General features: G+C 66.1%; 17 protein-coding genes. 14 read left to right on the top strand and 3 right to left on the bottom strand.

What is annotated here, in order from left to right; all coding sequences use genetic code 11:
• Positions 1 to 72: 72 nt before the first annotated feature.
• The 12 genes from RN629_RS01935 to RN629_RS01880 all read left to right on the top strand — a co-directional run bounded on the left by RN629_RS01935 (position 73) and on the right by RN629_RS01880 (position 12,059).
• The gene (locus RN629_RS01935) at positions 73 to 1,071 is read left to right on the top strand and encodes an alpha/beta hydrolase (protein ID WP_407033579.1); all 999 of its coding nucleotides are present in this window, start codon (positions 73 to 75) and stop codon (positions 1,069 to 1,071) included.
• Positions 1,072 to 1,073: 2 nt separating this feature from the next.
• Entirely contained in the window at positions 1,074 to 1,589 is a 516-nt protein-coding gene (locus RN629_RS01930; RefSeq protein ID WP_407033578.1) for an RNA pyrophosphohydrolase, read from the top strand.
• Positions 1,590 to 1,600: 11 nt separating this feature from the next.
• Complete coding sequence (locus RN629_RS01925; protein WP_407033577.1) at positions 1,601 to 2,512, top strand: DUF481 domain-containing protein; 912 nt, start codon at positions 1,601 to 1,603, stop codon at positions 2,510 to 2,512.
• A gap of 88 nt (positions 2,513 to 2,600) precedes the next feature.
• Entirely contained in the window at positions 2,601 to 3,803 is a 1,203-nt protein-coding gene (locus RN629_RS01920; RefSeq protein WP_407033576.1) for a hydrolase, read from the top strand.
• The gene (locus tag RN629_RS01915; RefSeq protein WP_407033575.1) at positions 3,800 to 4,819 is read left to right on the top strand and encodes an arginine N-succinyltransferase; all 1,020 of its coding nucleotides are present in this window, start codon (positions 3,800 to 3,802) and stop codon (positions 4,817 to 4,819) included. Before RN629_RS01920 ends, RN629_RS01915 begins: the two co-directional genes overlap by 4 nt.
• Positions 4,820 to 4,824: 5 nt before the next feature.
• On the top strand, positions 4,825 to 6,078 hold the full coding sequence (locus RN629_RS01910) for an N-succinylarginine dihydrolase (protein WP_407033574.1): 1,254 nt from the start codon (positions 4,825 to 4,827) through the stop codon (positions 6,076 to 6,078).
• A 41-nt stretch (positions 6,079 to 6,119) separates the two neighbouring features.
• A complete protein-coding gene (locus tag RN629_RS01905) occupies positions 6,120 to 6,338 on the top strand; it encodes a hypothetical protein (protein WP_407033573.1) in 219 nt (72 codons plus the stop codon).
• Positions 6,339 to 6,387: 49 nt separating this feature from the next.
• Complete coding sequence (gene cysD / locus RN629_RS01900) at positions 6,388 to 7,287, top strand: sulfate adenylyltransferase subunit CysD (protein ID WP_407033572.1); 900 nt, start codon at positions 6,388 to 6,390, stop codon at positions 7,285 to 7,287.
• Positions 7,287 to 9,200, top strand: coding sequence for a sulfate adenylyltransferase subunit CysN (cysN, locus tag RN629_RS01895; protein ID WP_407033571.1), 1,914 nt, complete (start codon positions 7,287 to 7,289; stop codon positions 9,198 to 9,200). The genes cysD and cysN overlap by 1 nt, the downstream gene beginning before the upstream one ends.
• Complete coding sequence (locus RN629_RS01890; protein ID WP_407033570.1) at positions 9,197 to 9,928, top strand: 3'(2'),5'-bisphosphate nucleotidase CysQ; 732 nt, start codon at positions 9,197 to 9,199, stop codon at positions 9,926 to 9,928. The genes cysN and RN629_RS01890 overlap by 4 nt, the downstream gene beginning before the upstream one ends.
• 87 nt (positions 9,929 to 10,015) lie before the next feature.
• A complete protein-coding gene (locus tag RN629_RS01885) occupies positions 10,016 to 10,723 on the top strand; it encodes a ZIP family metal transporter (RefSeq protein WP_407033569.1) in 708 nt (235 codons plus the stop codon).
• Positions 10,724 to 10,868: 145 nt separating this feature from the next.
• The gene (locus RN629_RS01880; protein WP_407033568.1) at positions 10,869 to 12,059 is read left to right on the top strand and encodes an aromatic amino acid transaminase; all 1,191 of its coding nucleotides are present in this window, start codon (positions 10,869 to 10,871) and stop codon (positions 12,057 to 12,059) included.
• Between the two features lie 84 nt (positions 12,060 to 12,143).
• Here the strand turns inward: RN629_RS01880 and xylA are convergent, their stop codons facing one another.
• The 3 genes from xylA to RN629_RS01865 are packed head-to-tail and all read right to left on the bottom strand — an operon-like array spanning position 12,144 to position 16,061.
• Positions 12,144 to 13,466: a xylose isomerase gene (gene xylA, locus RN629_RS01875; protein WP_407033567.1), complete on the bottom strand. Its 1,323-nt coding sequence runs from the start codon at positions 13,464 to 13,466 to the stop codon at positions 12,144 to 12,146.
• Positions 13,467 to 14,915: a xylulokinase gene (xylB, locus tag RN629_RS01870; RefSeq protein ID WP_407033566.1), complete on the bottom strand. Its 1,449-nt coding sequence runs from the start codon at positions 14,913 to 14,915 to the stop codon at positions 13,467 to 13,469.
• Positions 14,916 to 14,924: 9 nt separating this feature from the next.
• Positions 14,925 to 16,061, bottom strand: a complete 1,137-nt coding sequence (locus RN629_RS01865; protein ID WP_407033565.1) for a glycoside hydrolase family 43 protein — start codon at positions 16,059 to 16,061, stop codon at positions 14,925 to 14,927.
• Positions 16,062 to 16,343: 282 nt separating this feature from the next.
• Here RN629_RS01865 and RN629_RS01860 point away from each other — a divergent pair, with 282 nt between their 5' ends.
• Positions 16,344 to 17,429, top strand: coding sequence for an alpha/beta hydrolase (locus tag RN629_RS01860; RefSeq protein WP_407033564.1), 1,086 nt, complete (start codon positions 16,344 to 16,346; stop codon positions 17,427 to 17,429).
• Positions 17,429 to 19,801, top strand: a complete 2,373-nt coding sequence (locus RN629_RS01855) for a glycoside hydrolase family 95 protein (protein WP_407033563.1) — start codon at positions 17,429 to 17,431, stop codon at positions 19,799 to 19,801. The genes RN629_RS01860 and RN629_RS01855 overlap by 1 nt, the downstream gene beginning before the upstream one ends.
• Positions 19,802 to 19,831: the final 30 nt, after the last annotated feature.

Genomic DNA, 19,831 nt, shown 5'->3' with positions numbered 1-19,831 from the left:
GAGCCCGTTGATGCCAGGTCGACAGCGGCCGAATGATGGACGCCGCGCATCATTCCGCTTAGTGAAGCAGGCATGACACTCCGCAGGAGCCTCACGACCGAAACGGCTGGCGATCCGTCCTTGCGTGCCGATGTTGCCCGATTTCTCGGCTATTACAACAATCTGCCTGGCCCTCCGCATCAGGATCTGGGCCCGGAGGCTGCGCGATTGCTGATGCGGCAGGCCCGGGACCTGACCGACCCGCCGGTCGGCCCGCTGGCCATCGATCGCACCTTCGCCATTCCGGGCCCGGCAGGCGACATGACCGCGCGCCTGTTCGATCGGCGGTCCGAACGGACGGCCGGGCCGGTGATCCTGTTCCTCCATGGCGGCGGCTTCGTCCTGGGCGATATCGAGACCCATGCCCCCTTGGCGGCCGAGATCGCGCGGACGCTGGACCTGCCCGTCGTGTCGCTCGACTATCGGCTGGCTCCCGAACATCCCTGGCCTGCCGCCCCCGATGACAGCGAAGCGGCGGCGCGCTGGCTGGCGAAACACGGTGAGATGATCGGCATTCCCGCCAGCGGACTGGTGATGATGGGGGACAGCGCGGGCGGTACACTCGCCACCGTAACGGCGATGAGCCTGCGCGACCGCCCCGCCGCCGTGCCCGTGATTGCGCAAGGGCTGCTCTATCCCGCCGCCGACATGGCACGCGCGCATCCGTCTCTGCGCGACTTTGCCGACGGGTATTTCCTGACCCGCGCGATGCTCGACTGGTTCGTCGCCTGCTATGCCGCCGACCTTGGCGACGTCCGCGCCGCCCCCATGCGGGGCCCGCTATCCGCCATGCCCCCGGCGGTGATCGTCACCGCCGAATGCGATCCCATCCGCGATCAGGGCCGCGCCTATGCCGCCGCGCTCGCCCGCGCCGGTGTCCCGGTCCATTTCCGCGAGGCCCGCGGCACGATCCATGGCTTCGCCACGCTGCGCAAGGCGATCCCCTCCGGCATCGCCGACCTTTCCGCTTTCCTGCTTGCCTTGAAGGCGATGATCGTCGAGGCGGATATGAGCACAATAATCGGACAATAATCATGACCGACCTTCCCTATCGCCCCTGTGCCGGCGTCATCCTGATGAACCGCGACGGCCGCGTCTTTGTCGGCCAGCGGATCGATTCGACGCTGGAGGCGTGGCAATTACCGCAGGGCGGGATCGATCCCGGTGAAGAGGCCGACCAAGCCGCCGTCCGGGAACTGTTCGAGGAAACCGGCGTCAGGGCGGACAAGATCGAGCTGATCGCGCGCGCGCCGCACGAACTGACCTATGACCTGCCCGTGGACATGATCGGCAAGGTATGGAAGGGCAAGTGGCGCGGCCAGCGGCAAAGCTGGTTCCTCTATCGCTTCCTGGGCGAGGACAGCGATATCCGCATCGCGACCGAGCATCCCGAATTCCGTGCCTGGCGCTGGACCGAGCCCGAAACGCTGCCCGCGATGATCGTTCCGTTCAAAAAGGTGCTGTACGAAGAACTGCTGGTCATCTTCGGCGATCATTTCGCCGCAGTCCATGGCGAACGCGCAATGACCTCTGATCGGCAGAATCCCTGAGGGTGTCGGTGATGACCAAGCCCCTGTTGCTCCTCCCGATGGCGCTGGGCCTGCTGGCCAATACAGCGCCGAACGACCCCGACCCCGCGCTGATTCCACCACCGATCCGCGCGATGCTCGAAGCCGCGATCGCCAGCGGCAACGAGACTGAGATCACCACGGTCGTAAAATATGCCCGCAATGCCGTGCCCGAGGCCGCCGATGCAATCGACGCCATGGCCGACGTCTGGCGTGACGAAAAGACCGCCAGCCGCAGCCGCACGCTGCGCGAGGCGACCTTTTTCGACCTGTGGCACGGCCGTGTCGAGCTGGGCGGGTTCGTGGCCACCGGCAACAGCCCGAATATCGGCGCGACCGGCGTCGTCGACCTGACCCGCGAAGGCCTGCAATGGCGGCACAAGCTGCACTTCCAGGGCGATTATCAGGAAAGCCTCAACGTCACCAATCGCGAGCATTTCGTCGCGTCCTACGAACCGAATTACAAGATCAGCGCCAACAGCTACATCTATGGCGCGGCGCAGTATGAGAGCGATCGGTTCCTCGGCTATTTCAACCGCTATTCCGCCTCGGCCGGCGCGGGTTACAGCGCGATCCGCAAGCCGACCATGACGCTCGACATCGAACTCGGCCCCGCCTTTCGCCAGACCGAATTCACCGATGCACGGATCGAAAGCGCGCTGGCGGCGCGCGGCAATCTCAACTTCGTCTGGAAGCTGACGCCCGCCATCTCCCTTTCCCAGACGGGGTCCGCCTATCTTCAACGATTCAACAGCACGGTCAGCACCAATTCGGCGCTGAATGCCAAGGTGTTCGGGCCGCTTTCCGCGTCGCTGTCCTACAATGTCCAATATGAAAGCGAACCCCCTGCGGGTCGCCGGACGACCGACACGATCAGCCGGGCCTCGGTGGTCTACAGCTTCTAGGCCGGGGCATCCCGCAGGCCGGGGGCCGTTTACCGAAAATGGCATGCAGGGGTTCACCTCTGCCCACTGCCTGGCCTAGGCTGCCGCCATGGAGAGATTGACCGATATCGAGCGTGCCGCCGTTCGCGCCGCCGCTGCCTACCCCATGCTGCCACTCATCGAGCGCTGGTCCGCGATCAACAGCGGCACCCGGAACATCGCGGGGCTGGCCGTCATGGCCGATCATCTGGCCGACGCTTTCGGCAGCCTGCCCGGCACCCTGACACTCGTGGAGCCCGATCCCGTCGAACGGATCGGCACCGATGGCCGCCCGGCTGCATTGTCCCATGGTCGACACCTGCTGCTGTCGGTGCGCCCCGATGCGCCGCGACGGATGCTGTTCACGGGCCATATGGACACCGTCTATCCCGCCGATCATCCCTTTCAGACGGTGACGCGGATCGATGCCGATCGGCTGGGCGGTCCCGGCGTGGCGGACATGAAGGGCGGACTGGCGGTGATGCTCGCCGCGCTCCAGGCGGTCGAGGCGAGCCCCATGGCCGATCGATATGGCTATGACGTCCTCATCAACTCCGATGAGGAGACGGGCTCGGCCTCATCCGCCGCGCTGATCGCCCGATGCGCGGCAGGGAAGGTCGCAGCCCTGACCTATGAACCCGCATTGCCCGACGGCACGCTGGCCGGCGCGCGCGGCGGCACCGGCAATTTCACCATCGTCATACGCGGACGGAGCGCCCATGCCGGGCGCAATCCCGAAGAGGGGCGCAACGCGATTGTCGCCGCGGCACGGATCACGCTCGAACTCGCGCAGCTCGGGTCCGACGACATCACCGTCAACCCGGCGCGGATCGATGGCGGGGGACCGAACAACGTCGTCCCCGATCTCGCCATGCTGCATGTCAATTTCCGGCCGCGCGCGCATGCCGCGATCGAGCGGACCGGCGCTGCCATGCGCGCCATTGCCGAACGTATCGCAGCGGAACAGGAGGTCAACGTCGAGGTGCATGGCAGCTTCAACCGCCCGCCCAAGCCCATCGACGACGGCGCCGCGGCGCTGTTCGAGACGGTTCGCGCGGCCGGCGCTGATCTGGGCCTGTGCATCGGCTGGCGCGCGACCGGCGGGGTGTGCGACGGCAATAACATCGCGGCGGCGGGTGTGCCGGTGGTCGACACCATGGGGGTGCGCGGCGGCGCGATCCACTCGCCCGACGAATATATGCTGATCGACAGCCTGCCCGAACGCGCGGGCTTGTCCACGCTGACCATCCTGCGCATCATCGGTGCCGCATGAGCAGCTTTCGCATCCGTCCCGCCGTCGACAGCGACCTTCGCCACCTTTACGAAATGGCCAAGCTGACGGGTGGCGGCTTCACCAACCTGCCCCCGGACCGGCGCGCGCTGACCGCCAAGCTGGCGCGCAGCCATGCCGCCTTCGGGCAGGACGGCGGAGAGGATATTCAGGACGAACTCTTCGTCCTCATGCTGGAGGATCGGGCGACCGGTGATGTGCGGGGCACGTGCCAGATCTTCACCCATATCGGCCAGAAGCATCCCTTTTACAGCTATCGTATCGGTACATTGACCCAGCACAGCCGTGAACTGGACCGGACCTTCCGGGCCGAGATGCTGTCGCTGACCACCGACCTGGAGGGGGCGAGCGAGGTCGGCGGGTTGTTCCTCCATCCCGGCGAGCGGGCCGGTGGGCTCGGCCTGCTGCTCGCACGCAGCCGGTATCTGTTCATGCGGGCGAACCGCGCGCGCTTTGCCGACCGCGTGCTGGCCGAGCTTCGCGGCGTGATCGACGAGGCGGGGGGATCGCCCTTCTGGGACGGGCTGGCCGGGCGCTTCTTCGGGATGAATTTCCAGGAAGCCGACCAGTTCAATGCGATCCACGGCCACCAGTTCATCGCGGACCTCATGCCCAAGCATCCGATCTACACCGCGATGCTGACCGAAACGGCGCGCGCCGCCATCGGCCTGCCCCACCCCTCCGGGCGCGCGGCGATGCGGATGCTGGAGAATGAGGGCTTCGCCTTCGAACATTATATCGACATTTTTGACGGCGGCCCGACCATGACCGCGCGGACCGATCAGGTGCGCACGATCCGCGATGCCCAGGAAAGCCGGATCGTGGCGATCGATGCGCAGCCGGGGCGGGAAGCCCTGGTCGCGGCGGGTCGGCTGACCGATTTCCGCTGCGCATTGGCCGAGATCCGCGCATGCGACGGCGGCGTCATCCTGTCGGAAAGCACCGCCCGCACGCTCGACCTCTCGGTCGGCGATACCATCCTGCATATCGATCGGTGACGCGGATGCTCAGGGAAATCAATTTCGACGGGATCATCGGACCGAGCCACAATTATGCGGGGTTGAGCCACGGCAATCTCGCCGCGACCCGCAATGCGGGCCGGACCTCGCATCCGCGCGCCGCTGCATTGCAGGGCATCGCCAAGATGCGCGCCAATCTCGATCTCGGCCTGGTCCAGGGCATCCTGCTGCCGCATCCCCGACCCGATCATGACTGGCTGCGACGGCTGGCGACCGAATATGATGCAGCGTCTCCCCTGTTGCAGGCCCGCGCCTTGTCCGCCTCCGCAATGTGGGCCGCCAACGCCGCGACCGTCTCTCCCGCGCCCGATACCGGGGATGGCCGCTGCCATCTGACCGTCGCCAATCTGATGACGATGCCGCATCGCAGCCATGAATGGCCCGCGACGCTGGCACAGCTTCGCCTCGCCTTTGCCGACCCGGCCTTCATGGTCCATTCCCCCGTCCCGGCTCCGTTCGGCGACGAGGGAGCCGCCAATCACATGCGGCTGTGCGCCGAGCATGACCGGCCGGGCATCGAGATCTTCGTCTATGGCGAAGGTCACGGCCCCTTTCCCGCGCGCCAGCATCGTGACGCGTGCGAGACCGTCGCCCGCGCGCATCGCCTCGCCCCCGAGCGCACCTTGTTCGCGCGCCAGTCAGACGCGGCGATCGCCGCGGGGGCCTTTCATAATGACGTGGTCGCGGTTGCCAATGCGCGCGTCCTGTTCGCGCACGAGCAGGCCTTCGCCGATCCCGCGCGCCTCTACGCCGACCTGCGACAATTGATGCCCGAGGTCGAGATTGTCGAGGTGCCAGCGGCCCGCATCTCGCTGGAGGATGCCATCGCCTCCTATCTGTTCAACGCCCAGTTGGTGACGCCGCCGGGGGGCGAGCCGACGCTGATCCTGCCGCAGGAAGCCCGGGACAATGACGCGGTCTGGTCCTGGCTGCAGGAACATGTCGCGGGCAATGGGCCGATCCGACAGCTCAAGGTCGTGAATGTCCGCGAGTCCATGGCCAATGGCGGCGGCCCGGCCTGCCTTCGCCTGCGCGTCATCGCCGATCCGGCGACCGTCGATCCGCGCTTCCTGGTGGACCATGCGACGCTCGACCGCATCGCGACCGTGGTGGAGGCACATTGGCCCGAGGCGATCGATCCGACCGGGATCGGCGACCCCACCCTGATCGCCCGGATCGAATCGGGGCGCCTCGCGCTGCTCGAGGCGCTCGACTGTCTCATATTGGCGCGGCCTTAAGGGTTGGCGCGGGCCCCGCAATCTGGTCTGTCTGGCCCGCCATGTGGTCCCGTCTCGTCGCCCTATTCACGATCAAGACCAAGTTCGAGGCGTTTCTCGTGATCTACGGGCTTGGGCTCGGCGCAATCGAGCGCGGGATGCATTATCTGACGCTCTATCCGGGTATTCCGGGCAAGATCCTCTTCGCCGCCTGCCCCATCGCGGTGTTCATGGCCGGCAGCCGGATCCTGGACTCGCTGGAGCGGGACTATCGCGATTGACAGGATAAGTTGGTCGCGCGGTTCGCTGACGACATTATCTGACAATCCGATGACTGGCCTTACTCACCTGCAACGGCTCGAAGCCGAAAGCATCCATATCCTTCGCGAAGTGGCCTCCGAGACGCAGAATCCGGTGATGCTCTATTCGGTCGGGAAGGATTCGGCCGTCATGCTGCACCTGGCCAAGAAGGCGTTCTTCCCGGCGCGCCCGCCCTTCCCGCTGCTGCATGTCGACACGACGTGGAAGTTCCGCGCGATGTACGCGCTGCGCGACCGGGCGGCCGAGGCGGCGGGGATGGAATTGATCGTCCATCGCAACCCGGAGGCGGAGGCGCTGGGCATCAACCCCTTCGACCATGGCAGCCGCCATACCGATATGTGGAAGACCGAGGGGCTGAAACAGGCGCTGACTGCGGGCGGCTATGACGCCGCGTTCGGCGGGGCGCGTCGCGACGAGGAGAAGAGCCGCGCCAAGGAGCGAGTCTTCTCGTTCCGCTCCGCCGCGCATGGCTGGGACCCCAAGGCGCAGCGGCCCGAGCTGTGGAACCTCTACAACAGCCGCATCCACAAGGGCGAAAGCATCCGCGTCTTCCCGCTGTCCAACTGGACCGAACTCGATATCTGGCAATATATCCTGCAGGAAGGGATCGAGATCGTGCCGCTTTATTTCGCCGCGCCGCGCCCCACGGTGGAGCGTGACGGGATGCTGCTGATGGTCGATGACGATCGCTTCCCCTTGCGCCCTGGCGAGGTGCCGGTCGAACGCTCGATCCGGTTCCGCACGCTGGGCTGCTACCCGCTGACCGGCGCGGTCGAGAGCGCGGCGGCGACCTTGTCCGAGGTCATTCAGGAAATGCTGCTGACCACCACCTCCGAGCGACAGGGGCGTGCGATCGACCACGATCAGGCGGCCAGCATGGAGAAGAAGAAGCGCGAGGGGTATTTCTGATGACCGCCTACCAACCCGACGCACTGATCGCCGCCGATATCGACGCCTATCTCGCCACCCATGCCGCCAAGTCGATGCTGCGCTTCATCACCTGCGGCTCGGTCGATGACGGCAAGTCGACGCTGATCGGGCGACTGCTCTACGACTCGAAGACGATTTTCGAGGATCAGTTGAGCCAGTTGGAGGCGGACAGTCGCCGGGTCGGCACGCAAGGGGCGAATATCGACTTCGCGCTGCTGGTCGACGGCCTCGCCGCCGAGCGCGAGCAGGGCATCACCATTGATGTCGCCTATCGCTTCTTCGCGACCGAGAAACGCAAATTCATCGTCGCCGACACCCCCGGCCACGAACAATATACCCGCAATATGGTGACGGGCGCCTCGACCGCTGACCTGGCGGTGATCCTGATCGACGCGCGCAAAGGCGTGCTGACGCAAACGCGGCGGCACAGCTATCTGGCGCATCTGGTCGGGATCAAGGAGATCGTGCTGGCGGTCAACAAGATGGATCTGGTCGGGCATGACCAGTCGGTCTTCGACGCGATCGTCGCCGACTATGCCGCCTTTGCCGGGAGCATCGGGATCGAGCGGTTCACCGCCATCCCGCTATCGGGGCTGACCGGCGCGAACGTCACCAGCCCGTCGCCCGACATGCCCTGGTATGACGGTCCCGCCTTGCTCCCTTATCTGGAGACGGTTGCGATCGATGGCGATCGGGCGGTGGCGGCCTCGTTCCGCATGCCGGTGCAATGGGTCAACCGGCCCGACCTCGACTTTCGCGGCTTTGCGGGCCTGATCGCCAGCGGGCGCGTGAGCGTCGGCGACCGGGTGCGGATCGCGCCATCGGGCAAGACGACCAGCGTCGCACGGATCGTCGCCTATGACGGCGACCGGCAGAATGCGATCGCGGGAGATGCCGTTACGCTGGTGCTCGCCGACGAGGTCGACTGCTCGCGCGGCGACGTGATCGCAGCAGCCGAGGATCCCCCCGAGATCGCCGACCAGTTCGTCGCGACCATCGTCTGGATGGCCGATGCGCCGCTGGTGCCGGGGCGCAGCTATGCGTTGAAGCTTGGCACCCAACTGGTCGGTGCTACCGTGCAGCCGCCGCGCCATGTCGTCGACGTCAACAGCCAGGCGCAGCGCCCCGCCGACACGCTGGCGCTCAACGATATCGGCCTGGCGGAGGTCTATGCCGACCGCCCGATCGTGTTCGAGCCTTATGCGAATGGCAGCGCGCTCGGCGGGTTCATCCTGATCGACCGGGCGACCAACGCCACGGTGGCGGCGGGGATGATCGACCATGCGCTGCGCCGCGCCCAGAACGTCCATTGGCAATCGGCGGTCATCACCCGCGAGGCCCATGCCCGGCAAAAGGGACAGGCTCCCAAGGTCCTCTGGTTCACCGGCCTGTCTGGATCGGGCAAGTCGACGATCGCCAATCTTGTCGAACAGAAGCTGCACAGCATGGGGCGCCACAGCTTTCTGCTGGACGGCGACAATATCCGACACGGGCTGAATCGCGATCTCGATTTCTCCGAGGCGGGCCGGGTCGAGAATATCCGCCGCGTCGGTGAGGTCGCCAGGCTGATGGCGGATGCCGGCCTGATCGTGCTGACCGCGTTCATCTCGCCCTTCCGGGCCGAACGCGATATGGTGCGCGCGCTGCTGCCCGAAGGCGAGTTTGTCGAGATTTTCGTCGACACGCCGCTGGCCGTGGCGGAGGAGCGTGACGTGAAGGGTCTCTACGCCAAGGCGCGCAGTGGTGTGATTGCCGATTTCACCGGCATTTCGAGCCCTTATGAAGCGCCGGAACGGCCCGAGATCCGCGTCGACACCACGCGCGAAACCGCCGAACAGGCGGCGTCCCGCATTGTCGAGCATGTCCTGGGCATCTGGAGCTACGACCTGTGACCGATGCCGAACTGGCCCGCGCGATCGCCGTGGAGGCGGGCGAACTGCTCCAGCAGATCCGCCGGGAACCGGGCCTGACCGGGGCGGCGCTGGGCGCGAAGGGGGATCGGGACGCGAACACGCTGATCCTCGATCGCCTGCACGCCGCGCGGCCCGATGATTTCATCCTGTCCGAGGAATCGATCGACGACCGGGCCCGATGCGCGGCGCAGCGGGTCTGGATCGTCGATCCGCTCGACGGCACGCGCGAATACGCCGACGGGTCCGACGAATGGGCGGTGCATATCGGCCTTGCCGTCGACGGCAAGCCGGTGCTGGGCGCGGTGGCGGTCCCCGCCCGGAATCAGGTCTTCGCGACCGACGATCCGCCACCGATGCATCCCCCCTGCCCAGCGGGCCTGCGCGTGGTGGTCAGCCGCAGTCGTGCCCCCGATATCGCGCGCTGCGTCGGCGACCGGCTGGGGGCGATCCTGATCCCGATGGGCTCGGCCGGGGCAAAGGCGATGGCGGTGGTCGAGGGGCGTGCCGACGTCTATCTGCACGATGGCGGGCAATATGAATGGGACAATTGCGCCCCGGCTGCGGTGGCGCTGGCCGCCGGTTTCCACGCGTCGCGGATCGATGGTCGGCCGCTCGTCTACAATTGCGAGAACCCGCTCCTGCCCGATCTGTTGATCTGTCGGCGCGAGGTTGCCGGCCTGGTATTGGACGCGATCGCGCAGGGGTGACCTTGTAACGTCACATCGGCTGGTCCATGGGATGGCGATGCCGCGACCGCCGTTTTTCCATCACGCCTGCTTGACGCGGATAGCATCATGACCCTGATCCCGATCGCGTTCGGCATCGCCGCGATGCTGGCGACCATGGCAGGCGGCCTGATCGCCTTGCGGCTTCAACACCGGATCGGGCTGGTGCTGGGCGTGACGGCAGGCATCGTGCTGGGCGTCGCGCTGTTCGATCTGGTCCCCGAGGCGATAGAGCTGGGGAACGGTCATTGGCCGGCACGCAGCCTGATGGCGTTCACCGCGGCCGGTATCGGCGGCTATATGCTGCTCGACCGGATGCTGGCCGGCATCCCGCGCGCCGCCCGGTCGTGGCGCGGCGACCTCGGTCCCGCCATGCTGTGCCTGCACAGCCTGATGGACGGCATCGGCATCGGCCTGGCCTTTCAGATCGATACCGCCGCCGGATGGATGATCGCGCTCGCCGTGCTGACGCATGATGTGGCCGACGGTGTGAATACGGTCAGCCTCAGCCTCGCCGCGCGATCCGAAAAGGCGGCCCGGCGCTGGCTGATCCTGAACGGAGTCGCGCCGATGCTGGGCGTGCTGCTCGGGCTGGCGATCGTCATTCCGGCAAGCATGCTGGCCCCGCTGATGGCATTGTTCGCCGGGATTTTCCTCTATATCGGTGCCTGCGAACTGGTGCCGCGCAGCCGCGCGCTCGATCCGCGCCTGCGCACCAGCATCGCCAGCGTCACGGGCATCCTGTTGATGCTCGGGATCACCCATTTCGCCCATTGACGATCCGGCGGCACGCCGGCCTCACCCCTCACTACCGTCTTGGCAGGCCGACGCCCGGTCGATCGCTCTCAGCGGTCGAGGATCGTTTCCTTTCGCGCCAAGGCCATTATGGTGCCGCGCCATTCACTCCATAGGATGCTGTATCATGCGTTTCGCCACCCTGGCCCGCCAACCCGACGATCCCCTGCTGCGCATCATCGGCCAGCACGCGGCCGACCCTCGTGCGGACAAGATCGATCTCGGCGTCGGCGTGTTCCGCGACGAAGAAGGCCGCACCCCGGTCATGACCGCCGTGAAGAAGGCCGAGGCGATCCTGCTCGAGACCCAGTCGAGCAAATCCTATCTGGGGCCGGAGGGCGATATCGGCTTCGTCCGGGCACTGGGCGATCTCGTGATCGGCGACACGGTGGCCCGCGATCGCATCGTCGGGTTGCAGACCCCGGGTGGCACGGGCGCTTTGCGTCTGACCGCCGAACTGCTGGCCCGCTCGGGTGTCGCGCGTATCTGGATCGGCAGCCCCAGTTGGGCCAACCATGCGCCGCTGTTCCGGCAGGCCGGCGTTGAGCCCGCTCTGATCCCCTGCTACGACGTGAACAGCCAGCGTTTCGACCTGGACGGGTTCCTCGCCGGGATGGACGGTGCGGCGGCGGGCGATGCCGTTCTGCTGCACGGGTGCTGCCACAATCCGATCGGCATCGATCCCGATGCAGCCGGATGGAGTGCCATTGCCGATCGCATCGCCGCAGACGGCCTGATCCCGGTCGTCGATCTCGCCTATCAGGGACTGGGCGATGGTTTCGCCATCGATGCGCTTGGCGCGCGTACCATCCTGAAGACGGTGCCCGAAGCGCTGCTCGCCTATAGCTGCGACAAGAATTTCGGCCTGTACCGCGAACGAACGGGCGCGCTGTTCGCCGTGTCGCCGGATGCCGAGACCGGCACGATCGTCCTGTCCAACCTGCTGGCTCTGGCGCGCGCCAACTGGTCGATGCCGCCCGATCACGGCGCGGCGATCGTGCGGATCATCCTGGGTGATGAAGCGCTGGCCCGCGAATGGCGCGAGGAACTGGAAACGATGCGCCAGCGTCTGGCCTCGCTGCGCGCGATGCTCGCCGCCGCGGGCACGATCGGCACCGTCGATCTCGCGGCGGTCGCCGGGGGCAAGGGCATGTTCGCCACCCTTCCGCTGACGCCCACCCAGGTCCAGTGGCTGCGCGACGCGCACGCCATCTACATGGCCGGATCGGGACGCATCAACATTGCGGGCTTCAACACCGCCGCCGTGGCACGCTTCCATGCGGCGCTGCACGACATGGCAGCACAGGGCATCGCCTGACCACAAAAAAGGGCGCGGTCGGGCAGATGCCGGCCGCGCCCTTTTCGCCATGGATGGGCCGGGCGGATCGCCCGGCCCGTCTGGTCACTTGCCCGAATGGACGATGCGGTTGACGATATTCTCGATCCGCTCCTGACGGCCCGAACGCGGCCGGGGATCGATCGCCATCGTCTCGGCTAGGTCGGCGATCCCGGCCAGGTCCAGGCCGCCGACCTGCTGGCCGAAATCGCCCGTCCAGCCCGCATAACGCTCGGCCTTGATCGCATCCAGGCGACCGTCCTCGATCAGCGCGGCGGCGTTGAGCAGCCCCTTGGCCACCACGTCGATCCCGCCGACATGGCCGTGGAACAAGTCGACCGCATCCATCGACTGGCGGCGCACCTTGGCATCGAAGTTGAAGCCGCCGGTGGTGAAGCCGCCCGCGCGGATGATCTCCAGCACGGCCAGCGTCAGTTCCTCGACCGAGTTGGGGAATTGGTCGGTGTCCCAGCCATTCTGGTGGTCGCCGCGATTGGCGTCGATCGACCCGAAAATGCCCAGCGCGCCCGCCGTCGCGATCTCATGCTCGAAGGTATGGCCCGCCAGCGTGGCGTGGTTCGCCTCGATATTGACCTTCACCTCTTTCTCCAGGCCATAGGCCTTGAGGAAACCGTAGACCGTCGCGGTGTCGAAATCATATTGATGCTTGGTCGGTTCGTGCGGCTTCGGCTCGATCAGGATGGTGCCCTTGAAACCGATCTTGTGCTTGTGTTCGACCACCAGGTTCAGGAAGCGACCCAGATTGTCCAGCTCACGCTTCATGTCGGTGTTGTGCAGCGTCTCATAGCCTTCGCGACCGCCCCACAGCACGTAATTCACGCCGCCCAGACGATGCGTCGCTTCCAGCGCATCGCGGACCTGCATCGCGCCGAAGGCATAGACTTCCGGGTCGGGATTGGTCGCACCACCCGCCGCAAAGCGCGGATGGCTGAACAGGTTGGCGGTGCCCCACAGCAGCTTGCGGCCCGACGAAGCCTGCAGCTTTTCGAGGTGATCCACCGCCTCGGCGAAATAGCGGCGATGCTCCGCGACGCCCTGCGCCTCGGCCATCACATCGACATCGTGGAAGCAGTAATAGGGGATGTCGAGCTTCGAAAAGAAATCGAACGCGACCTCGCGCTTCTGCGCCGCGGCCGCGCTGTCATTCGCGCCCGCATGCCAGGGGCGGTTGAACGTGCCGCCGCCGAACACGTCCGACCCCGGCCAGCAGAAAGTGTGCCAGAAGCAGGCGGCGAAGCGGAGATGATCCTCCATCCGCTTGCCCAGCACGACCCGATCCTTGTCATAAAAGCGATAGGCCAGCTCGTTATCGCTGTCCGGGCCTTCGTAGCGGATCGTCGGGATGTCGGCGAAAAAGTCGGTAGCCATTTAACGGTTCCTCGGAGTGATACGGGAATAGCTGTCGCGAAAACGCGCGATCTTGGGGGCGAAACGCTCGGCGAGCGCGGCATCGGGCGTGATGCTGTGGCTGACGGGCGGCGGCGCGCAGACGTCTTCGGGCGAACCGCCATCGACCGCCAGTTGCGCCAGGCGGGCAGCCCCCAGCGCCGGACCGACCTCGCCCCCCTTCAGATAGACGAGTTCGACTCCCAAAGCGGCGGCAAGCGTCTGCCCCCAATAAGAGGATCGCGCCCCGCCGCCGATGACGGACAGCCGGGACAATTCGGTGCCCGCGTCGCGCAGCACCGACAGACCATCGGCAAGCGCGAAGGCGACACCCTCCAACACCGCCTGCGCCAGCCGTTCGGGGGTGGTGTCATGGTCGAGGCCCAGAAAGGCACCCCGCACCTCGGCATCATTGTGCGGCGTCCGTTCGCCCGACAGATAGGGCAGGAAGATTTCCGGGCCGCTGGCTGGTCCCACGCTTTCGGCGCGTGCGAACAGTTCCGCCGCGCCCGGCGTGCCGGTCAGCCGCGCAACCCAGTCGATGCAGGCCGCCGCCGACAGATGGACCGACATCTGGTGCCAGACACCGGGCAGGCAGTGGCAGAAGGCATGGACCGCACCCGCCGGATTGGGACGGAATTCCCGGGTGGCGGCGAAGATCACGCCCGACGTGCCGAGCGAAAGCAGCGCATCGCCGTCCTTCACCACGCCGACCCCCGCCGCCCCGGCGGCATTGTCGCCACCGCCACCCGCGACCGGAACCCGGTCCATGCCCCAGGCCTCGGCCACATCGACGCGCAGACAGCCGGTCTGCGTCGTGCCTTCCACCGCTTGCGGCATCTGTTCACGGGTCAGTCCGGTGGCGGCGAGGATCTCATCGCTCCAGGCGCGCGCCGCGACGTCGAGCCATAAGGTCCCGGCCGCATCCGACACGTCCGACGCCTTCTCCCCGGTCATCCGCAACCGGACATAATCCTTGGGCAGCAGGACGGTGCGGACCGCCGCAAAAATCTCCGGCTCGTGATGCGCGACCCAGAGCAGCTTGGGCGCGGTGAAACCGGGCATGGCAAGATTGCCGGCGATCCGATGCAGGTCGGGCGCACCGGCCTCCAGTTCCACGCATTCGGCATGACTGCGGCCGTCATTCCACAGGATACCGGGCCGCAACGGCCGATCGTCCGCGCCCAGCAATGTCGCGCCGTGCATCTGCCCGGCCAGCCCGATGCCACGCACCGCCCGACGCACCGCCGGATCGATCGCGCGGACGGCGGCGGTCGTCGCCTGCCACCAGGCCTCTGGGTCCTGTTCGGACCATAAGGGATGCGGGCGCTGCACGGTCAGGGCCGCCGTGCCCTGACCCACGACACCGCCATGTTCATCCAGCACCACGGCCTTCACGCCGGAGGTGCCGATATCGATGCCAAGGAACATGCCCGGCCCTTACTTCACGAACGGATCGATGGTCGGGATCGTCCCGTCCGGGTTGAACTTCAACTCGGTCATCTTGACGTTGCGCAGATGATTCTTGTTGGACAATTGGGTGTCGGCATAGAACAGCCACCACTTGCCCTTCCACTCGACGATCGAGTGATGGGTCGTCCAGCCCTGCACGGGCTTCAGGATATGACCCTTATAAGTGAACGGGCCATAGGGGCTGGTACCGATCGCGTAGTTCAGGAAATGGGTGTCGCCGGTCGAATAGGTGTAATAATATTTGCCGTCGCGCTTGAAAACCCAGGACGCCTCGAAGAACCGGCGGTCATGGTCGCCGCCGAGTACCGGCTTGCCCTTTTCGTCGAGGATAACGACGTCGCGCGGCGTCTCCGCAAAGGTCTTCATGTCCGGGTTCATCTTGGCGATCTTGCCCGAAATGGCGGGGCGATCATCCTGCTTCAGGTCGGTGTCGCTGCCATTCGGATCATATTTGCCGTCCTTCCAGCGCTGAAGCTGGCCGCCCCAGATTCCGCCGAAATACATATAGGCCGTGCCGTCCGCGTCCTGGAATACCGCCGGGTCCATCGAGAAACTGCCGGGGATCGCCTGGGGATCGGCTTTGAACGGCCCCATCGGATCCTTCGAGGTCGCGACGCCGATGCGGAACGCGCCAAGCCCATTTTTGTCCTTGGTCTTATCGCGTGCCGGGAAATAGAGATAATAGGTGCCATCCTTATAGGCGGCGTCGGGCGCCCACATCTGCTGTGAGGCCCAGGGGACATCCTTCACGTCCAGCGCGACGGGGCCGACCGTGACCTTGCCGCCCGGTTCATCCATCCGCAGCACGCGATAATCGCGCATGGCGTATTGGTTGCCCAGATCGTCGTCCTTCGTTGCGGTCGGGATGTCGTGGCTGGGATAGACATACAGCTTGCCGTCGCTCCAGACATGCGCGGACGGGTCGGCGGTAAACAGATCGCGGACCAGCGGTTGCGACAGATAATGGCGGCCGTCGGGCGCGGTGGCCGATGTCGCGTTGGTCGCTGCAGCGTCGTTCTGGCTCGCATTGTCGGCCGACTGGTGCTGACCACACGCGGCGGTACCGAGCCCCAGGACCAGGCTCGCCATCATCAAGCGTTTCATCGCTTTTCCTCTCCTCGCGCCTCCCATCTGGAGGCTTTGTCCGTACGATAGCGCTATCACTCTCCGCGTTGCAAGCCCTTGGATTAATCGGATCGCGACTTCGGGACCGCGCTTGACTCCGACGCGCAGGCATAGTTGGTAGCCCTATCGAAAAGATTTTGGCGCCGAGCGAGCGAACTCGGATCGCAGAAGAATATTACCGATAATTCAGCTTCTTACCATCGCAACATACGGACGCGTGACAACAATGCGCGCCGGTTTTCAGGATCGAGGATACCCGCGATGACCAACCCTGTTTTCCCTCCCCGCTTGTTGCTGGCCGCCGTGCTGGCTCTGGTGCCGATGTCGATGGCCCCGGCCCAGGTCGCGACCCGGCCGCCCCCCATGGTACCGGGCGCCAAAGCCGTGACCGTCGAGCATATCCGCGTCCACTCTCCGGCGATCGCCGGCAATCTGGAGGGTAACAGCGCGGACCGCGAGGTAATCGTCGTCCTGCCGCCCGACTATGCCAGGAATCGCACGCGCCGCTATCCCGTGCTCTACGCGCTGCACGGCTATTCGATCGGCGCCGCGCAATGGACGAAGGAAATCCATGTCCCCGCCGCGATCGAAGGCGCGTTCGCGCGCGGCGTGCCACCGATGATCCTGATCTTTCCCGACAGCAGAACGATGCACAACGGCTCGATGTATTCGTCGTCGCAGACTGTCGGCGATTTCGAGCGCTTCATCAGCCACGACCTGATCGCCGCGATCGATGCGCGCTACCGCACCATCGCCCGGCGCGAATCCCGTGGTCTGGTCGGTCATTCCATGGGCGGCTACGGCACCGCGCGCATCGGCATGAAACATGCCGACATGTTCGGCGCGATCTATATGATGAGCCCGTGCTGCCTTTCGCCACGGATGATGGCCCGACCCGAGGGCACCGATGAGAAACTGCTCACCAGCCTATCCTCGCCCCGCGATTCGGAAAGACTCAACTGGGGGCAGCGCGCAATGCTGGCGGCGGCGGCGGCATGGTCGCCCAATCCGAAGAATCCGCCGCTCTATCTCGACCTGCCGGTCAAGGACGGCAAGACGCGCGAGGATATCGTCGCCAAATGGCTGGCCAACACCCCGCTCGCCTTTGTCGACCAATATGTCGCGCCGCTCAAAAGCTATCGCGCGATCGGGCTGGACGTCGGCGCGCAGGATGGGCTCAAGACGGATGCGCAGGCCTTGCATGACGCGCTCGACCGCTATGGCATCGCGCATCGTTTCGAGATCTATGATGGCGATCATGTCAACCGGATCGGCGAGCGATTCCAGGAGCAGGTGCTGCCCTTTTTCGGGCGGGCGCTGGTCACGGCGCGACAAGGCGCCAAGTGATGCGCGCATCCCGACGCCGCGTATTGCAAGGGCTGACCGCAGGCGCATTGACCGGGGGCATGACGGGCCGCGTATCGGCCGCACGCGCGCGCCTGCCGGACCCCACCCATATGCTGTGGTATCGCCAGCCGGCGACGACCTGGACCGAGGCGCTGCCGATCGGCAACGGGCGGCTCGGCGCGATGGTCTTCGGCGGGATCGCACGCGAGCGCCTGCAACTCAATGAGGACAGCCTGTGGAGCGGCGGCCCCTATGACCCGATCAACCCCGCGGCGCACGCCGCGCTGCCCGAGGTACGCCGCCTGATTGCCGCAGGGCGGTTGAAAGAGGCGCAGGCGCTGGCCGACCGGATGCTGATCGGCACGCCGCGCACGCAAATGCCCTATCAGCCGCTCGGCGACCTGATCCTGTCCTGGCCGGGCCTGTTGGACGCCGACGGACGGAATTACCACCGTCAACTCGATCTCGACAGCGCCACCGCCACGACCCGTTTCATGATCAATGGCGTCGAGCATCGCCGGACGGTGATCGCGTCGCCGGTCGATCAGGTCATCATGGTACGGATCGAAGCCGATCGCCCCTTCGACCTCGACATCGCGCTCGCCTCGCCCCAGCCCGAGGCGCAGGCGGTCGCCACCGACGATCTGCTGACCCTCACCGGCCATAATGGCGACCATGCCGGCGTGAAGGGCGTGCTGCGCTTTGCCGCGCGGCTCAAGGCCGTCATCATGGGTGGCACGATGACGGCGAACGATGGCCTGTCGATCCATCGGGCCCGGTCGGTCACGCTGCTTCTCGCCATGGCGACCAGCTATCGCGGGTTCGAGGATCAGGAGGGCGATCCGCTGGCCATCGTGAGCCGGGCGATCGCCAAGGCGCAGGCGCGGGGAGCAGCGCGGATCGCCGCCGGCGCCCTTGTCGAGCATCGTCGCCTCTATCGCCGCGTCGCGCTGGATCTGGGCACAAGTCCCCAGGCCGACCGTCCGACCGACGAGCGGGTGCGGGCGGATCGCGCAGTCGCCGACCCCGCGCTCGCCACGCTATATTTCAATTATGGCCGCTATCTGCTGATCGCCTGTTCGCGGCCCGGTGGGCAAGCTGCCAATCTTCAAGGGCTGTGGAACGAGAGCGTCAAGCCGCCCTGGGATTCCAAATACACCGTCAACATCAATACCGAGATGAATTACTGGCCCGCCGACGTCACCGGACTGGGCGAATGCGTCGAACCGCTGGTCCAGATGATCCGCGAACTGGCGATCAGCGGGGCGCGGACCGCGCGCGAAATGTACGGCGCGCGGGGGTGGGTCTGCCATCACAATAGCGATCTGTGGCGTGCCACGGCCCCTATCGATGGCGCGCCCTGGGGCATGTGGCCGACCGGCGGCGCGTGGCTCTGCACCCATTTGTGGGACCATTACGATCATCATCGCGATCCGGCCTTCCTGCGCTCGGTCTACCCGCTGATGCGCGGCGCGGCGCTGTTCTTCCTCGACACGCTTCAGACCGATGCGAGAACCGGCCTGCTCGTCACCAGCCCTTCGCTCTCGCCCGAAAACGAGCATTCGCCCGGCGTCTCCATCTGCGCTGGCCCCGCCATGGATCAGCAGATCCTGCGCGACCTGTTCGATCAGGTCGGGCGCGCCGCCGCAATCCTGGACACCGACAGCGCATTCGCACGGCAACTCGCCGCCGCGCGCGCCCGGCTGGCCCCTGACCGGATCGGTCGGGACGGCCAATTGCAGGAATGGCAGGAGGACTGGGACGGCCAGGCCCCCGATCCCCATCATCGCCATGTCTCGCATCTCTATGCCCTGTTCCCCAGCGAACAGATCACGGTCGACCGGACCCCGGCGCTGGCCCAGGCCGCGCGCAAGTCGCTCGAGGTACGCGGCGACCAGTCGACCGGCTGGGCGACGGCATGGCGCGCCAATCTCTGGGCCCGGTTGCAGGACGGCGATCATGCGCATCGCATCATCGCCTATCTGCTGGGACCGCAGCGCACCTATCCCAATCTGTTCGACGCCCATCCGCCCTTCCAGATCGACGGGAATTTCGGCGGCACCCGCGCCATCGCGGAGATGCTGATGCAAAGTCGCGAGGACAGTCTGCTCCTGCTGCCCGCCCTGCCTCGCGCATGGCCAAACGGGTCCGTGCGAGGGCTGCGCGCACGCGGCCGGATGACGGTCGATCTCCTCTGGCGCGACGGCCAGTTGGTCAGCGCCACGCTGGCCAGCGCCCTGCCGGGCAAGCGCCTGGTGCGGCTCGGCGAGGTGCAGGCCGAGGTCATGCTCGCCCCCGGCCGCCCCATACGCCTCAGCGGCACGATGCTCCGATCAAGCGATCGATTGCAGGCATGGACAGCGCGACTTTAGTCAGACAATAATCGCCACAAACAGATATCG

Origin of the sequence: Facivitalis istanbulensis (genome assembly GCF_040560405.1) — a bacterium.
GTDB classification, from domain to species: Bacteria; Pseudomonadota; Alphaproteobacteria; order Sphingomonadales; family Sphingomonadaceae; genus Sphingomonas; species Sphingomonas istanbulensis.
The sequence above is the reverse complement of the archived record's forward strand: the minus strand, read 5'-3'. Positions and strand labels throughout refer to the sequence as shown.

What these genes read in the sequence shown, in the direction of transcription:
- RN629_RS01935 (WP_407033579.1), top strand. Translation starts at nt 73, where the DNA reads ATGACACTCCGCAGGAGCCTCACGACCGAAACGGCTGGCGATCCGTCC.
- RN629_RS01930 (WP_407033578.1), top strand. Translation starts at nt 1,074, where the DNA reads ATGACCGACCTTCCCTATCGCCCCTGTGCCGGCGTCATCCTGATGAAC.
- RN629_RS01925 (WP_407033577.1), top strand. Translation starts at nt 1,601, where the DNA reads ATGACCAAGCCCCTGTTGCTCCTCCCGATGGCGCTGGGCCTGCTGGCC.
- RN629_RS01920 (WP_407033576.1), top strand. Translation starts at nt 2,601, where the DNA reads ATGGAGAGATTGACCGATATCGAGCGTGCCGCCGTTCGCGCCGCCGCT.
- RN629_RS01915 (WP_407033575.1), top strand. Translation starts at nt 3,800, where the DNA reads ATGAGCAGCTTTCGCATCCGTCCCGCCGTCGACAGCGACCTTCGCCAC.
- RN629_RS01910 (WP_407033574.1), top strand. Translation starts at nt 4,825, where the DNA reads ATGCTCAGGGAAATCAATTTCGACGGGATCATCGGACCGAGCCACAAT.
- RN629_RS01905 (WP_407033573.1), top strand. Translation starts at nt 6,120, where the DNA reads ATGTGGTCCCGTCTCGTCGCCCTATTCACGATCAAGACCAAGTTCGAG.
- cysD (WP_407033572.1), top strand. Translation starts at nt 6,388, where the DNA reads ATGACTGGCCTTACTCACCTGCAACGGCTCGAAGCCGAAAGCATCCAT.
- cysN (WP_407033571.1), top strand. Translation starts at nt 7,287, where the DNA reads ATGACCGCCTACCAACCCGACGCACTGATCGCCGCCGATATCGACGCC.
- RN629_RS01885 (WP_407033569.1), top strand. Translation starts at nt 10,016, where the DNA reads ATGACCCTGATCCCGATCGCGTTCGGCATCGCCGCGATGCTGGCGACC.
- RN629_RS01880 (WP_407033568.1), top strand. Translation starts at nt 10,869, where the DNA reads ATGCGTTTCGCCACCCTGGCCCGCCAACCCGACGATCCCCTGCTGCGC.
- xylA (WP_407033567.1), bottom strand. Translation starts at nt 13,466, where the DNA reads ATGGCTACCGACTTTTTCGCCGACATCCCGACGATCCGCTACGAAGGC.
- xylB (WP_407033566.1), bottom strand. Translation starts at nt 14,915, where the DNA reads ATGTTCCTTGGCATCGATATCGGCACCTCCGGCGTGAAGGCCGTGGTG.
- RN629_RS01865 (WP_407033565.1), bottom strand. Translation starts at nt 16,061, where the DNA reads ATGAAACGCTTGATGATGGCGAGCCTGGTCCTGGGGCTCGGTACCGCC.
- RN629_RS01860 (WP_407033564.1), top strand. Translation starts at nt 16,344, where the DNA reads ATGACCAACCCTGTTTTCCCTCCCCGCTTGTTGCTGGCCGCCGTGCTG.
- RN629_RS01855 (WP_407033563.1), top strand. Translation starts at nt 17,429, where the DNA reads ATGCGCGCATCCCGACGCCGCGTATTGCAAGGGCTGACCGCAGGCGCA.